Source organism: Enterobacter sp. BRE11 (genome assembly GCF_031844285.1).
In the GTDB taxonomy this organism is placed as follows: Bacteria; Pseudomonadota; Gammaproteobacteria; order Enterobacterales; family Enterobacteriaceae; genus Pantoea.
In genome coordinates this window covers 1-14,647 of record NZ_JAUZUX010000025.1, presented here as the reverse complement: position 1 = coordinate 14,647, position 14,647 = coordinate 1, and the positions used below count along the sequence as shown (strand labels likewise).

At 59.5% G+C, this 14,647-nt stretch carries 16 protein-coding genes; 11 read left to right on the top strand and 5 right to left on the bottom strand.

All coding sequences use genetic code 11. The features are described 5' to 3' along the window. Window positions 1-3: 3 nt before the first annotated feature. Entirely contained in the window at window positions 4-324 is a 321-nt protein-coding gene (gene clpS / locus Q9R34_RS20345) for an ATP-dependent Clp protease adapter ClpS (protein ID WP_033751321.1), read from the bottom strand. A gap of 321 nt (window positions 325-645) precedes the next feature. Here clpS and cspD point away from each other — a divergent pair, with 321 nt between their 5' ends. Continuing rightward, a complete protein-coding gene (gene cspD / locus Q9R34_RS20340; RefSeq protein ID WP_033751327.1) occupies window positions 646-867 on the top strand; it encodes a cold shock-like protein CspD in 222 nt (73 codons plus the stop codon). An 81-nt stretch (window positions 868-948) separates the two neighbouring features. Here the strand turns inward: cspD and Q9R34_RS20335 are convergent, their stop codons facing one another. Further along, on the bottom strand, window positions 949-2,595 hold the full coding sequence (locus Q9R34_RS20335; RefSeq protein ID WP_434124503.1) for a DUF2813 domain-containing protein: 1,647 nt from the start codon (window positions 2,593-2,595) through the stop codon (window positions 949-951). 105 nt (window positions 2,596-2,700) lie between these two features. Between Q9R34_RS20335 and Q9R34_RS20330 the strand changes: the two genes are divergently transcribed. The 3 genes from Q9R34_RS20330 to ltaE all read left to right on the top strand — a co-directional run bounded on the left by Q9R34_RS20330 (window position 2,701) and on the right by ltaE (window position 6,650). Then, entirely contained in the window at window positions 2,701-3,600 is a 900-nt protein-coding gene (locus Q9R34_RS20330; protein ID WP_434124502.1) for a LysO family transporter, read from the top strand. 100 nt (window positions 3,601-3,700) lie between these two features. Continuing rightward, window positions 3,701-5,422 (top strand): ubiquinone-dependent pyruvate dehydrogenase, encoded by a 1,722-nt coding sequence (poxB, locus tag Q9R34_RS20325; protein ID WP_434124501.1) that lies wholly within the window; start codon window positions 3,701-3,703, stop codon window positions 5,420-5,422. A 226-nt stretch (window positions 5,423-5,648) separates the two neighbouring features. Then, window positions 5,649-6,650, top strand: coding sequence for a low-specificity L-threonine aldolase (gene ltaE / locus Q9R34_RS20320; protein ID WP_485896120.1), 1,002 nt, complete (start codon window positions 5,649-5,651; stop codon window positions 6,648-6,650). Here ltaE and Q9R34_RS20315 read toward each other — a convergent pair. Continuing rightward, window positions 6,647-7,462 carry an N-acetylmuramoyl-L-alanine amidase gene (locus tag Q9R34_RS20315; protein ID WP_485896118.1) on the bottom strand — a complete coding sequence of 272 codons (816 nt, stop codon included), beginning with the start codon at window positions 7,460-7,462 and terminating at the stop codon, window positions 6,647-6,649. The genes ltaE and Q9R34_RS20315 overlap by 4 nt on opposite strands. Next, entirely contained in the window at window positions 7,459-7,779 is a 321-nt protein-coding gene (locus tag Q9R34_RS20310; RefSeq protein ID WP_033751347.1) for a heavy metal-binding domain-containing protein, read from the bottom strand. Before Q9R34_RS20310 ends, Q9R34_RS20315 begins: the two co-directional genes overlap by 4 nt. Before the next feature lie 107 nt (window positions 7,780-7,886). On the opposite strand from Q9R34_RS20310, the gene Q9R34_RS20305 reads away from it, so the two are divergent. The 6 genes from Q9R34_RS20305 to Q9R34_RS20280 all read left to right on the top strand — a co-directional run bounded on the left by Q9R34_RS20305 (window position 7,887) and on the right by Q9R34_RS20280 (window position 12,337). Next, window positions 7,887-8,432 (top strand): lipoprotein, encoded by a 546-nt coding sequence (locus Q9R34_RS20305; RefSeq protein ID WP_485896116.1) that lies wholly within the window; start codon window positions 7,887-7,889, stop codon window positions 8,430-8,432. Between the two features lie 189 nt (window positions 8,433-8,621). Then, window positions 8,622-9,350, top strand: coding sequence for an arginine ABC transporter ATP-binding protein ArtP (artP, locus tag Q9R34_RS20300; protein ID WP_485896114.1), 729 nt, complete (start codon window positions 8,622-8,624; stop codon window positions 9,348-9,350). Between the two features lie 15 nt (window positions 9,351-9,365). Further along, window positions 9,366-10,097, top strand: coding sequence for an arginine ABC transporter substrate-binding protein (artJ, locus tag Q9R34_RS20295; protein WP_485896113.1), 732 nt, complete (start codon window positions 9,366-9,368; stop codon window positions 10,095-10,097). 6 nt (window positions 10,098-10,103) lie between these two features. Beyond that, window positions 10,104-10,820: an arginine ABC transporter permease ArtQ gene (artQ, locus tag Q9R34_RS20290; protein ID WP_485896111.1), complete on the top strand. Its 717-nt coding sequence runs from the start codon at window positions 10,104-10,106 to the stop codon at window positions 10,818-10,820. Further along, complete coding sequence (artM, locus tag Q9R34_RS20285; protein ID WP_485896109.1) at window positions 10,820-11,488, top strand: arginine ABC transporter permease ArtM; 669 nt, start codon at window positions 10,820-10,822, stop codon at window positions 11,486-11,488. Before artQ ends, artM begins: the two co-directional genes overlap by 1 nt. A 117-nt stretch (window positions 11,489-11,605) precedes the next feature. Further along, window positions 11,606-12,337, top strand: a complete 732-nt coding sequence (locus Q9R34_RS20280; protein WP_485896107.1) for an arginine ABC transporter substrate-binding protein — start codon at window positions 11,606-11,608, stop codon at window positions 12,335-12,337. Window positions 12,338-12,400: 63 nt separating this feature from the next. Here Q9R34_RS20280 and rlmC read toward each other — a convergent pair whose 3' ends face one another. Next, on the bottom strand, window positions 12,401-13,603 hold the full coding sequence (gene rlmC / locus Q9R34_RS20275; RefSeq protein ID WP_485896145.1) for a 23S rRNA (uracil(747)-C(5))-methyltransferase RlmC: 1,203 nt from the start codon (window positions 13,601-13,603) through the stop codon (window positions 12,401-12,403). Window positions 13,604-13,819: 216 nt separating this feature from the next. Between rlmC and Q9R34_RS20270 the strand changes: the two genes are divergently transcribed. Beyond that, window positions 13,820-14,647: glycosyltransferase family 9 protein (locus tag Q9R34_RS20270; RefSeq protein ID WP_485896105.1), on the top strand; the 828-nt coding region annotated here is incomplete at its 3' end.

Below are 14,647 nucleotides of genomic sequence, written 5' to 3'. Positions count from 1 at the left end.
AGTTCAGGCTTTTTCCAGCGTACACAGCAATGGATGCTGATTCTCCCGCGCGTACTTGTTCACCATAGCGACTTTGGTCTCGGCTACTTCGGCGGTAAAGACACCGCAGATCGCCTTCCCGTGATAGTGAACTTTCAGCATCAGTTGCGTTGCACGTTCAACATCATAAGAAAAGAACTTTTGCAGAACGTCAATAACAAATTCCATAGGTGTATAATCGTCATTATTCAGGATGACTTTATACATAGAGGGCGGCTGCAGTCCCTCTTTTGCTTTGTCTTCGGCCAGGTGTTCAAAGTTAAGCCAGTCGTTAGTATTTGCCATAATGTTCCGTTGAAATTCTGCACATCGGTACGGACGATTTGCTGTCCATACGTAGAGTTTAACACGCCTGTCAAGCACGCCTCGGCTGCAGCGATTTTTTGCGAAAAAAACCGCGCGCGACCTGTATCACAAAATTCGCAATAGCGTTAACTGACTCAAATTTTGATGATTTTATCCCTGCGCTCTCCGGTGGTTTGCTTGACGCCAGGGGCCCTTTCTCTACATTCTACAGACACAAGCTGATTGAGTTTTAAACAAACTCGACCCCAGCTTTAATTTACTCACCTGATTATCAAAATGTCTTGCGAGGGAAGTAAAAGCATGGAGACGGGTACTGTTAAATGGTTCAATAACGCCAAGGGCTTCGGCTTTATCTGTCCAATCGGTGGCGGAGAAGATATCTTCGCGCACTACTCTACGATTCAGATGGATGGCTACAGAACATTAAAAGCCGGGCAACAAGTTCAGTTTGATGTTCATCAGGGCCCAAAAGGCAATCATGCCAGTCTGATCGTGCCGGTGGACGTTGTACAGCACGCCTGAACGGCTATCACCCCATTCTGAACGCTCCCCCAAAAAATGCCAGCCGTGTCGCTGGCATTTTATTTTATTGCGCACGTGCGGTTAATCTGCCTTGCCGCGCGCCAGCCACATCACGCGCGAAAACAGCTGGCGCATCAGCGGCGGCATCGCCTGTTCTCCGCGCTCAGCGGCGGCGGTCGCGACGGCAATGGCCAGCTCCGGCTTGGAGGCGTGCTGGAGAGCTTTGCTAATAATACGCCTGGGGCTCATCGCCGCATTTAACGGCAGGTGCGCCATCTGCAGATAGACCGCTTTAAAGCCTGCGCCGAACAGGTAGTGCTCCATATCAGGCGCCGGCAGCTGCGTCAGGTAGTGGTCACTCTCATCGTGCGGCGCCAGCTGACTGCGCGCCGTGGCGGCATATTTATTGCCAGCGTCGTCGCCGTCGGTCAGCACATGCCAGGCGATGCCCATGCGCGCGGCGAACCTCAGCAGCGGCTTCAGGCCCGCCTGCGCAAACTCGATCACCTTCACCCCTTCCGCCGCGAAATGGTAGCCGCACTGACGCGCCAGCTCGTTGATGATCCAGACTTCGGTTTCGCCTTCCACCAGCAGCCAGCAGCGGGCGAACAGTGCCGACGGTCGGTTAACGCGAATATGAAAACCGATACGGCGGCTCTCTTCGGCGCTCAATCCCTGCGGGCCGATGCGCCAGGCGGCGACGCGCGTCGGTTCGCGCACCAGCCGACAAACATTTTCCACCGGCGTCAGCGACAGCAGTTCGCCGGAGTTGGTAGTGGCGATTTTCTGCAGCGGGATAAGATCGAGCAGGTTCCAGGTCACCGACAGCATAATCGGATGCAGCCGGGTTTCCGGATCTTCTATCAGCAGCAGCGGGCGCGCGTCGGGCGAGAGCCCCACCGCGCCGCGCGCCTGTGCCAGCAGAACGAACATGCGCAGCAGCACGATCTGCTGACTGCGCGAATCGGTTTCGCCGATCAGCTGATTAAGGCGATCGAGCGCGCGCCAGCCGTGTGCGCCGTCGCGGTTTTGCGGGTCGCTGCGCCGCGCGCCGTCCGCGGCGGGCTGCAGCACCAGAAAATAGTGCTCCATCAGCTGCTGCAGGGTGGCGACGCCCTGCCGCAGCGTTTCATCGCTGAGCTGATGGGGCTGCGACGCCAGCTGGCGCGTCAGGCTGCCGATATCCGCCGCCAGCGCGCGCATCTCAGCGCTTCGCGCTGGACCATCGCTGCTGTCGTGCCGCGCGCGGCGACTAAAGCGCGCATCGCGTAGACGCAGCACAGGATGCTGCCGCACCAGCTGGCTTATTGCCTCTTCGCTGCCCGCCGACGGCAGCGCCTCGCCCGCCGCGCGCAGAAAGCGGCGCGAGGCTGTCACCTCGGTTTCGTGCAGTCGGGCGCGGGTGCTGAAGTAGAGCCAGCGCGTCCCCTGCGCGTCGCGCTGCCAGAAGGGCGAGAAAACCGCTGCCTGTTCGCTGCCGTCGTCGCGAAAATGAAACACGATTTGCAGCCGCCGCATCGGCGTTTCGCGGTTGCCGGGCGTGAAGTGGAAATCGTGCCGGGTAAACTGATAAGGGGTCTCCTGCGGCGCAAGCAGCAGGCTCAGCGCGTCCAGCAAACTCGATTTGCCCCAGGCGTTTTCGCCGATTAGCAGGGTCGTCTGGGTGAGCGGCAGCGATAAATGATTAATGCCGCGAAAGCCGGTAATCTCAATATGTTCCAGAATCATGCCCCTCTCTCCTCAGGTTCAGCCAGGCCGCTGTAATACAAGGGTTTACTCTATCAGGCTTTTTCGCTAGCGTGTCCGCACTCTCTGCAAGGAAATGCATTCGCTATGTATTCTGGGCTTCTTATTATTTTGCTGCCGCTGGTGGCGGGCTGGCTGTTGCCGCTGCGCCAGCCCGCTTTTTTACGTCTGGTAAATCGACTGCTGGGCTGGATGGTCTATATCATTCTCTTCTTTATGGGCATCAGCCTCGCCTTTCTCGATAATCTCAGCCGCAATCTGCTTAGCGTTTTTCATATCGCGTTGGTCAGCGCGCTGGCGATCCTGCTTTGCAACCTGCTGGCGCTGCGCCTGCTGGAAAAAAAACGTCCCTGGCAGCACAAGCACAGGCAGGAAGCGCTGCCGTCGCGGCTGCGTATGGCGCTCGACTCGCTGACGCTGTGCGGCGTGGTGGTACTGGGCTTTCTGACGGGACTGACGCAGCTCGCTTTTCTGCGACACGCCTCCACCGCCAGCGAATATGCGCTGATCTTTCTGCTGTTTCTCGTCGGGGTGCAGCTGCGCGGCAGCGGCATGACGCTGCGCCAGATTCTGCTGAATCGACGCGGCATGCTGGTGTCGGTGGTGGTGCTGCTGAGCGCCCTGTTGGGCGGCGCCATCGCCGCCGCGCTGCTCGGTCTGCCGCTGAAAACCGGCCTGGCGCTGGCCAGCGGCTTCGGCTGGTACTCTCTTTCCGGCATCCTGATGACCGAAGCGTTCGGCCCGGTGATTGGCAGCGCCGCCTTTTTCAACGACCTGGTGCGCGAGCTGACCGCCATTATGCTGATCCCGGCGCTGATCGCCCGGCATCGCTCCAGCGCCCTCGGGCTGTGCGGCGCGACGGCGATGGATTTCACCCTGCCGGTGCTGCAGCGCGCGGGGGGCAATGAAATCGTGCCGGCCGCTATCGTGCACGGCTTTGTGATGAGTTTACTGGCGCCGCTGCTTATCGCCTTTTTCTCCGCGTAACGCACAGCGCACTTTTTCACGGCTGCGCGCGCGAAACCTCGTCTAGTCTTCTCTTTTTGTCCGCCATCGGGAAGATGGCTTACAGCCAGAGGAGAGTATGATGAAACAGACCGTTGCGGCGCTGATCGCGAAAACGCTGGAAAACGCCGGCGTCAAACGTATCTGGGGGGTGACCGGAGACTCCCTGAACGGGCTGAGCGACAGCCTGAACCGCATGGGCACCATTGAGTGGATGCCGACGCGACACGAAGAGGTCGCCGCCTTCGCCGCCGGCGCGGAAGCGCACGTCAGCGGCGAGCTGGCGGTCTGCGCCGGCTCCTGCGGGCCAGGCAACCTGCATCTGATCAACGGCCTGTTCGACTGCCACCGCAACCGCGTGCCGGTACTGGCGATCGCCGCCCATATCCCCTCCAGCGAGATCGGCAGCGGCTATTTTCAGGAGACGCATCCGCAGGAGCTGTTCCGCGAGTGTAGCCACTACTGCGAACTGGTCTCCAGCCCGGAGCAGCTGCCGCAGGTGCTGGGCATCGCGATGCGCGAGGCGATCCTCAATCGCGGCGTCTCGGTGGTGGTGCTGCCGGGCGACGTGGCGCTGAAGCCCGCGCCAGAGGGCGCGTCGGCCGCCTGGTATCCGCCGCTGCTGCCGCAGGTTCTGCCCCAGGAAAGCGAGCTGGCGCTGCTGGCGCAAACCCTGAACGAGGCCAGCAATATCACGCTGCTGTGCGGCAGCGGCTGTGCTGGCGCCCATGATGAAGTGGTGCGACTGGCGGAGACCCTGAAGGCGCCCATCGTCCATGCGCTGCGCGGCAAAGAGCATCTTGAGTACGATAATCCGTATGATGTCGGCATGACCGGGCTGATCGGCTTCTCATCGGGCTATCACGCCATGATGAACGCCGATACGCTGGTGCTGCTCGGCACCAAATTCCCCTACCGCGCGTTCTATCCCGAACAGGCCAAAATCATCCAGCTCGATATCAATCCCGGCAGCCTGGGCGCGCACTGCCATCTTGATCAGGCATATGTCGGCGCGGTGAAGCCGACGCTGCAGGCGCTGCTGCCGCGGCTGGAGAGAAAAACCGACCGTCATCATCTCGACAGCGCGCTGGAACACTACGCCGACGCGCGCAAAGGGCTGGATGAGCTGGCTAACGCCAACGATAAGCAGGCAATCCATCCGCAGTATCTGGCGCAGCAGATCAGCCACTACGCCAGCGACGACGCGATTTTCACCTGCGACGTCGGCACGCCCACCGTCTGGGCGGCACGCTATCTGAAGATGAACGGCCGTCGCCGCCTGCTCGGCTCGTTCAATCACGGCTCAATGGCGAACGCCATGCCACAGGCGCTCGGTGCCCAGGCGCTGAACCGCGATCGTCAGGTGGTAGCGCTGTGCGGCGACGGCGGCTTCAGCATGCTGATGGGCGACTTCATCACCCTGGCGCAGCTCAGGCTGCCGGTGAAGCTGGTGATCTTCAATAACAGCGTGCTGGGCTTTGTCGCCATGGAGATGAAGGCGGGTGGCTATCTCACCGACGGCACCGAGCTGGATAACCCTGACTTCGCCGCTATCGCCGAGGCGTGCGGCATTAAAGGGCTGCGCGTAGAGAAGGCGTCCGAGCTTAACGGCGCGCTGGAGCAGGCGTTTGCGCATCCCGGTCCGGTGCTGGTGGATGTCATCACCGCCAAAGAGGAGCTGGCGATGCCGCCGCAGATCAAGCTGGAGCAGGCGAAAGGTTTTAGCCTCTATATGCTGCGCGCCATCCTGAACGGTCGCGGCGACGAAGTGGTGGAGCTGGCGAAAACCAACTGGCTGCGGTAAAAGAGAGAAACGACGCTGGGCGCTGATGTTTCTTTCAGCGTGCTCAAAGCCTGAGAAGCGGGTGGCATGGGCAGAAGAGCAAAGCGTCCCGCGTCAGGGATGACGCGGGCCGAGCGCGCATGGATGCCTTGAGCGACTTTGCGATCGGCCCATGCCACCCGCTTCGGCACCTGTTGGCATTCTTAACGGGCGTTTACGCCCGCTTTTCTTTTCTCAGGAGAGCAACGTGATCGATTTACGCAGTGATACCGTAACCCGGCCGAGCGCCGCGATGTTGCAGGCGATGATGGCCGCTGAAACCGGCGACGACGTCTATCGCGACGATCCAACCGTCAATGCACTGGAGGCGGAAGCCGCGCGGCTCAGCGGCAAAGCGGCCGCGCTATTCTTCCCGACCGGTACCCAGGCCAATCTGGTGGCGCTGCTGAGCCACTGTGAGCGCGGCGACGAATATATCGTCGGCCAGCAGGCGCATAACTATAAATATGAAGCGGGCGGCGCGGCGGTGCTGGGCAGTATTCAGCCGCAGCCAATCCTTGCCGCCGAAGACGGCACGCTGCCGCTGGACTTAGTGGCCGCCGCCATCAAACCGGACGATATCCACTTTGCCCGTACCCGCCTGCTTAGCCTGGAGAACACCCACCACGGCAAGGTGCTGCCGCTCGACTATCTCGCCCGCGCCTGGGCGTTCAGCCGCGAGCGCAAGCTGGCGCTGCATATTGACGGCGCGCGCATCTTTAACGCGGTGGTGGCGCAGAACGTCACGCTGGAGGCGATTGCCCGCTACTGCGACACGCTGACGATCTGCCTGTCGAAAGGGCTGGGTACACCGGTGGGATCGCTGCTGTGCGGCGATGAGGCCTACATCGAGCGCGCGCGCCGCTGGCGCAAAATGGCGGGCGGCGGCATGCGTCAGGCGGGCATCCTGGCGGCGGCCGGCCTCTATGCGCTGCAGCACAACGTGGCGCGGCTGAAAGAGGATCACGACAACGCCGCCTGGCTCGGCCAGCAGCTGCAGCAGGCGGGCGTCGAGGTGGTGGATCAGCAGACCAACATGCTGTTTGTGCGTGTGCCCGCCGAGCAGATCGCGCCGCTGAAAAACTGGTTCGCCGCGCGCGACGTGCTGCTAAGCGTCGGGCCGGTAACGCGCATCGTTACCCATCTGGATGTCGACCGCCATGCGCTGGAGCAGCTGGTGGCGCACTGGAAAGCCTTCCTGCAGCGTTAATCGCCATATTTCTCCAGCAGCGCTTCGGCAATCGCCAGCGTCTCCGCGTCCGGCAAGCCGCGGTAGTCCGCCGGACGAAAATGCATCTGGAACGCCGCGATCAGCCGCTGCTGCTGACGTGGCGTGGCGGCGCCGCTCACGTCGTAGCCGTAGCGCGACAGCGCCGCCAGCAGCGTCTCCATCTCAACCGGCGTCTGCGCCGCCCTGCCCGCTAAATAGTGCTGCACGCGCGTCGCCTCCGGCCAGGCGCCAATCCCCTGCCGCGCCAGCTGCCCCCAGGGAAACAGCGGCCCGGGATCCTGCTTGCGCTGCGGCGCAATATCGCTGTGGCCGACGATATTCTGCGGCGCGATGGCGTAGCGCCGGGCGATATCCTCCACCAATAGCGTCAGCGCGGCGATCTGCGCCTCGGTAAAAGGCTGCCAGTCGCGCCCGGTCAGGGTAGGCGTATGGCCGCGGTTCACCAGCTCGATGCCGATAGAGGTGTCGTTGAGGCGCGTCGCGCCGCGCCAGAAGCTCGGCCCCGCGTGCCAGGCGAGCTGCGGCTCCGGCACCAGCTGCCAGATAATGTGTTTTCCGGCGCGCCGCGGCGGCTGGCGGGGAATAAGGTAGTGGGCGCTGACATCGCGATCGGTCAGGGTCGCCAGCGACGAGGGAAAATCTTCGGCGGTATAGTGAATCGCGATCGCTTTAATACGCGGCCTGGCGCCGTAAGCCGGATGCTGCGTATCGACCCAGTAGCCCTGCCGCGATTCCAGTCCGCTCTGGCAGCCCGCCAGCAGCAGCGCCAGCGCGGCGATCAGCAGCCTCAACGAAGTTTCACCGCCGTGCCGCTCACGCTGACCATCAGCATGCTGCCATCTTTGCCGACGGTTTCATAATCGATATCAATGCCGACCACCGCACTGGCACCCAGCGCCTTCGCCTGCGCTTCCAGCTCCTCGAAGGCGATTTCGCGCGCCTTGCGCAGCTCTTTCTCATAGGCGCCGGAGCGACCGCCGACTACGTCGCGGATGCCGGCGAAAAAGTCGCGGAAAATGTTAGCGCCAAGGATCGCTTCGCCGGTGACGACGCCGCAGTAGTCGCTGATGCTGTGTCCTTCCAGCGTAGGCGTGGTAGAAAATTTCATCGTTCTCTCCAGATATGAAACAGGGGACAAAGCTCTTTCAACTAAAAAGCACGGCTATACTCTATGCTAAAAATAGCGCTTTGCCAGAGAACAATAAGGAAATCGAGATGAGAAACAAAGCCTTTGCGCTGCTGCTTCCGGCTGCACTGCTGCTCTCCGCCTGTACCACGGTGGAGCCGGTCATTAAGGACAACGGCCCTCGCACCGCCCCCTGCGTCGACGGCGGCCCAGACAGCGTCGCGCAGCAGTTTTACGATTTGCGCATTCAGCAGCCGACGCCAGGCCTGCCGGGCAGCGATCGGCTGGCAAAATATCGCCCCTACCTGAGCGACCGCCTCTATCAGGCGCTGCAGCAGGCGAATACCCAGGGCAGCAACGCCACGGCGCAGTGGCGCAGCAGCGATCTCTTCTCCAGCCTGGCGCAGGGTCCGACCGCCGCCAGCGTGGCGGACAGCTCGACCATCCCGAACCGCGACGCGCGTAATATTCCACTCCGCGTCGAGCTGAGCCGCGACGGCAAAAAGTGGCAGGATGAGGTGCTGATGATCCGCGAAGGCAACTGCTGGGTAGTGGATGACGTGCGTTACGTCGCCGACTGGGCGCATCCTGGCGGCGGCACCCTGAGCCAGACGCTGGAGCAGGCGAGAAAATAATATCCTGCGGCGCGCGGCTTTCATGCGGCGCGCCTCTTTTGCCTGCCCCTTCCTGCCGCTAAGTGGCGCGATATTGTGCTACGCTTTATCTGTTTCGCTGCAGTTTAATAAATTTTAACCCACTTCATTTGCATAACTATTCTGGTACGGTTAAGATTCGCGGCACTAATGGCTATTCAAAATTTGCGCATGAGTATTCAACTAAACGGGATTAACTGCTTTTACGGCGCCCATCAGGCGCTGTTTGACATCAATCTGGATTGCCCGCAAGGCGAAACGCTGGTGCTGCTCGGCCCAAGCGGCGCGGGGAAAAGCTCACTCCTGCGCGTGCTTAACCTGCTGGAGCAGCCACGCTCGGGCAGTCTGCAAATCGCCGGCAACCATTTCGACTTCAGCAAGACCCCGTCCGACGCCGCCATCCGCGAACTGCGTCAGAATGTTGGCATGGTTTTCCAGCAATATAACCTCTGGCCGCATCTTACCGTGGTGCAGAACCTGATCGAAGCGCCGTGCCGCGTGCTGGGCCTCAGCAAAGCGGAGGCGCGCGCGCGCGCCGACAAGCTGCTGGATCGCCTGCGCCTTACGCCTTATGCCGATCGCTTTCCGCTGCATCTCTCCGGCGGCCAGCAGCAGCGCGTCGCCATCGCGCGCGCCCTGATGATGGAGCCGCAGGTGCTGCTGTTCGACGAGCCGACCGCCGCGCTTGATCCGGAAATCACCGCGCAAATCGTCAGCATTATTCGCGAGCTCGCCCAGACGCACATTACCCAGGTCATCGTGACGCACGAAGTGGAAGTCGCCCGTAAAACCGCCAGCCGCGTGGTCTATATGGAGAACGGCCATATCGTGGAACAGGGCGACGCCAGCCGATTTACACAGCCGCAAACCGAGGCGTTTGCACATTATCTTTCGCATTAAGTCAGGAAGCTCTCAATGAAAAAAATCGTACTTGCTGCACTGCTTGCTGGTCTGAGCCTGAGCGCGTCTGCGGCGCAGACTATTCGCTTCGCCACGGAGGCCTCCTATCCACCGTTTGAATTCGTTGATTCCAGCAACAAGATTCAGGGCTTTGACGTCGACCTGGCGAACGCGCTCTGCAAAGAGATGAACGCCACCTGCACCTTTACCAACCAGGCGTTCGACAGCCTGATCCCGAGCCTGAAGTTCCGCCGTTTCGACGCGGTAATGGCCGGTATGGACATCACGCCCGAGCGCGAAAAACAGGTGCTTTTCAGCAAGCCTTACTACGATAACTCCGCGCTGTTTATCGCGCAGAAAGGCAAAGTGGCCGACGTAGCCGCGCTGAAAGGCAAGCGCGTCGGCGTACAGAACGGCACAACGCACCAGAAATACCTCAACGATCGGCATGCCGATATCACCACCGTGCCCTACGACAGCTATCAGAACGCGGTGCTGGACCTGAAAAACGGCCGTATCGACGCGGTCTTTGGCGACACGGCGGTGGTCAACGAATGGCTGAAGCAGAACGCCAGCCTGGCGGCGGTCGGCGATAAAGTCACTGACAAAGCCTACTTCGGCACCGGCCTCGGCATCGCCGTGCGCCAGGGCAACACCGACCTGCAGGCGAAGTTCAACGCCGCGCTGGAGAAGGTCAAGGCTGACGGCACCTACAAAACCATCTACAGCAAATGGTTCAAGCAGTAATCAACCATGAGTGAGTTCTATCCTCTCGCCAGCGCCGCCGGCATGACCGTCGGCCTCGCTGTTTGCGCCCTGATCGCCGGCCTTGCGCTGGCGATGTTTTTCGCCGGCTGGGAATCGCTGCGCATTAAGCCGCTGGCGTGGATCGGCACGGCGCTGGTGACGCTGATCCGCGGCCTGCCGGAGATCCTGGTGGTGCTGTTTATCTATTTCGGCGCCTCGCAGCTGCTGCTGGTGCTCTCCGACGGCTTTACCCTTAATTTCGGCCTGTTCCAGCTGCCGGTGCAGGTTCAGATTGAGAACTTCGACGTCAGCCCCTTTCTGTGCGGCGTGATTGCGCTGGCGATCCTCTACTCCGCCTACGCCTCGCAAACCCTGCGCGGCGCGCTCAAGGCGGTGCCGCAGGGTCAGTGGGAGTCGGGTCAGGCGCTGGGCATGAAGAAGTCCGCCATCTTCCTGCGCCTGATTATGCCGCAGATGTGGCGCCACGCGCTGCCCGGGCTTGGCAACCAGTGGCTGGTGCTGCTGAAGGATACCGCGCTGGTGTCGCTGATCAGCGTTGACGATCTGATGCTGCAGACTAAGAGCATTGCGACCCGCACCCAGGAGCCCTTTACCTGGTTTCTGATCGCCGCGGCGATCTATCTGGTGATTACGCTGCTGAGCCAGGCGGTGCTGCGCCGTATCGAGCTGCGCACCACCCGCTTTGAGCGAGGGAATAGCTGATGCTGAGCTACCTGCCTGAAATCCTGAAAGGGCTACACACCAGCCTGACGCTTACCCTGGCGTCGCTGCTGGTGGCGCTGGCGCTGGCGCTGCTCTTCACCGTGGTGCTGTCGCTGAAAACGCCGCTGCTTAATCCGCTGGTGAAAATCTATATCACCCTGTTTACCGGCACGCCGCTGCTGGTGCAGATCTTCCTGATTTACTACGGTCCGGGACAGTTTCCCAGCCTGCAGCGCGTTCCCTGGCTGTGGCATCTGCTGTCGCAGCCCTGGCTCTGCGCCATGCTGGCGCTGTCGCTTAACAGCGCGGCCTATACCACGCAGCTGTTTTATGGCGCGATGCGTGCCATCCCGGCAGGTCAGTGGCAAGCCTGCGCGGCACTCGGGATGAACCGCAAAGATACGCTGCGCATTCTGCTGCCCTATGCGTTAAAGCGCGCCCTCTCCTCCTATTCCAACGAGGTGGTGCTGGTGTTTAAAGGCACCTCGCTCGCCTACACCATTACGCTGATGGAAGTGATGGGCCACGGCCAGCTGCTGTACGGCCGCACCTACGACGTGATGGTGTTCGCCGCCGCCGGACTGGTCTATCTGGTGGTAAACGGCCTGCTGACGCTGATGATGCGGCTGATCGAACGGCGAGCGCTCGCCTTTGAGCGCAGAAGTTAATATCCAGGCGAGCAATGCTCGCCTTTTTCATTTTTACTCACAAATATTGCATAAAGATTCATTTACTGGCATCGTGTCAACCATTCCGCCTCTAGCATGGTTTTCAGGAGTAATACGATGAAAAAATGGATCCTTGCCGCCGCGCTGGCGACGCTGACCCTGAGCGCCCACGCGGCGGAGACAATCCGCTTCGCCTCTTCCGCCACCTACCCGCCGTTTGAATCGCTGGATCGCGATAATCAGATCGTGGGCTACGATATCGATCTGGCGAAAGCGCTCTGCCAGCAAATGCAGACGGAGTGCACCTTTACCAATAACGCCTTCGACAGCCTGATCCCTTCGCTGAAGTTTCGCCGCTTTGACGCCGTGATCTCCGGTATGGATATTACCGACGATCGCAGCAAGCAGGTCGATTTCACCCAGCCCTATTACGCTAACTCCGCCATCGTCATCGCGCGCAAAGGTAAGTTCAGCGATTTCGCCTCGCTCAAGGGCAAACGTATCGGGGTCGAAAACGGCACCACGCACCAGAAATATCTGCAGGAGAAGCATCCTGAGATCGTTACCGTCGCCTATGACAGCTATCAGAACGCTATTCTTGATATGAAAAATGGCCGCCTTGACGGTGTATTCGGCGATACGGCCGTGGTAAATCAGTGGCTGAAGACCAACGGCGATTTAGCGCCGGTCGGCGAGCACGTCACCGATAAGGCTTACTTCGGCACCGGTCTGGGCATCGCGGTGCGTAAAGGCAACGACGCGCTGCGCAACAGGCTAAACGCCGCGCTGACGACGCTGAAGAGCAACGGTGTGCTTCAGCAGCTCAATCAGAAATGGTTCCCTGAGTAAGACGCGACTATGGGCTGGCGGACGGGCGTCCGATCGGTTCTGCATCGTTCCTGGCTCAGAGGCTCAGGACGCTGGCCCACCCTCTTCCGCGCGACGGCGCGTCAGCAGGCAGAGCACTTCAAAGTGCGCGGTATGCGGAAACATGTCGAACAGCTGCACGCGCGTCACGCGATAATCCGCCAGCCGCGCGATATCCTGCGCCATGCTCTCTGGATTGCAGCTTGAGTAGAGAATGTTATCCGGCGCCATGCGGCTGAGATAGTCGCACAGCGCGGCGCCGATGCCGCGCCGCGGCGGGTTGACCAGCACCAGATCGGGCACCGCGTCGCGCCCGGTGGCAAAGGCGGTCGAATCCAGCGCGGCAAAACTCACCTTTTTCAGCCCCAGCATCTCGGCCGACCGCTGCGCGCAGGCGATCGCCTCGGCGCTGATCTCAATACCTGTCAGCTGCATCTGCGGCGTGGCGCAGTGCAGGCCGAAGCCGCCGACGCCGCAGAAAAGGTCCCACATGCTGCCGATGCGCAGCTCGCCGACCCAGTCTCGCGCGGCGGCGTAGAGCGCGGCGGCGACCTGCGGGTTGGTCTGGAAAAAGCTTTGCGGACGGATCCAGAGCGGCACCTGATTGAAGTTTTCCGCCAGCGACTGCGACGGCGTTAGCGCAATCTCCTCCTCCCCTTCCAGAATCGCCATGTGCACCGGCTGTATATTCGCGGAGATGACCTTGAGCTGCGGCAGCTGCTGCTGCAGCCAGGGCAGCGCGGCGCGCAGCTGATCCAGCTTCTCGTGCGAGCGCAGCACAAAGCGCAGCATCATGCCGCCCTGGGTGCTTTCGGTCAGCAGCAGGAACTTCAGCTCGCCGCGCCTGCGCGCCACGTTATAGGGGGTTAAGCCCGCGCGGGCGATAAAGGGCTTCAGCGCGGCGAAAATCGGCGCGAAGCTGTCTGGATAGAGCGGGCAGGCGCAGAGATCCACCGCGCTGCCGTCGCGCTGCACCATGCCCAGCACCGGGCGCTCTACGCTGCCGCTGACCACCATCTTCGCCTTATTGCGAAACGCCTGCTGCGCCGAAGTGACCGGCGGCAGCCACTGCGCTACCGGCTGCTGCGCCAGCAGCGACTTCAGCCGCGACGCTTTGTCGCTGAGCTGCTGCGAATAGGGTTTTTCCAGCCACTGGCATGAGCGGCAGCGGTGGGCGTCATAGAGCGCGCATTGCATGGGGTAAGGCCTGTGTTGATCATAGGAAGGTCGGGCGGAGTGCGATTGTATCACCGCCTGCGGAAAAATGCGCGGCTGCCGGCCGGGAAATGATCGACAAGAAATAACTTATTACCAACATATTAAAAACAGCCGTTTCTAATACGCAATACTTATTTATCTGCAGAGCAATTTTCGCAATTACCCCGCGTGTTAAAATCCTTTTTTTATTAGCCTTCCTTCATCAGGAAGAGCAGCACAACTCAAACAGGATAACAAGGACGCCTTATGATCTTTGCGCAGGGGTTTAGAAGAGTAATTAATAAAATAAGAGCGCTAAACAGGCAAAGAAATTATTTCCTGAAAGGAATAAAAATTAAATTAAGGTTAGCACTAGCAAAAATCCTCTGGGACAGAAGAAAAAAAGCATCGTGGAATCCTGACAAAGTACAAAAAATACTCATCATCAGAAACGAAGGAACGATAGGTGATGTTATTGTCTATTCATCCTTTATTGAGGCACTGAGTAAGAGAGGTTATTGCATTGACATTCTTTTAACCGAAGCCAATAAAACGGTCATAGAATATAACCCTTACATCAGAAAGGCCTACGTTTGTGAAAACGCCACGACTGAAGTTTTTCTCAAGTCTTTTACACCTTTAATTAGTAGAGAGATTGTCTCAACGCTCCGGGAAAACCATTACGATCTGGTGATTGATCCTTGCCTTGAAACGCCTGTCCACAGAGTTAAGCTTTTGCATGATATCGATGCCAAAATGGCTATTGGCTTCAATAAATGGCACTGTATTAATCACTATAGTAAATCGCTCGATTTCGCCTCAAAGGATCAACACATCACGCAGTCTGTTGCTCAACTCGCCGCCGCGCTGAAAATTGAAAATATAAAAAGCATACCCTATAAACTACATATCCCAGAAAATGTTCAAAGTGACGTGGTGAACTTTCTGCATCATATGGGAAAACAGCGTGTCGTATTGATCAATATTTTTGCAGGCAATAAGGAGAGATGTCTTTCACAAGAGCAACTGGCTAACATTATTAATAAACTGCTAAATAGCTATTGCAACGTGAAGATAATAATTCTTGACCACTTA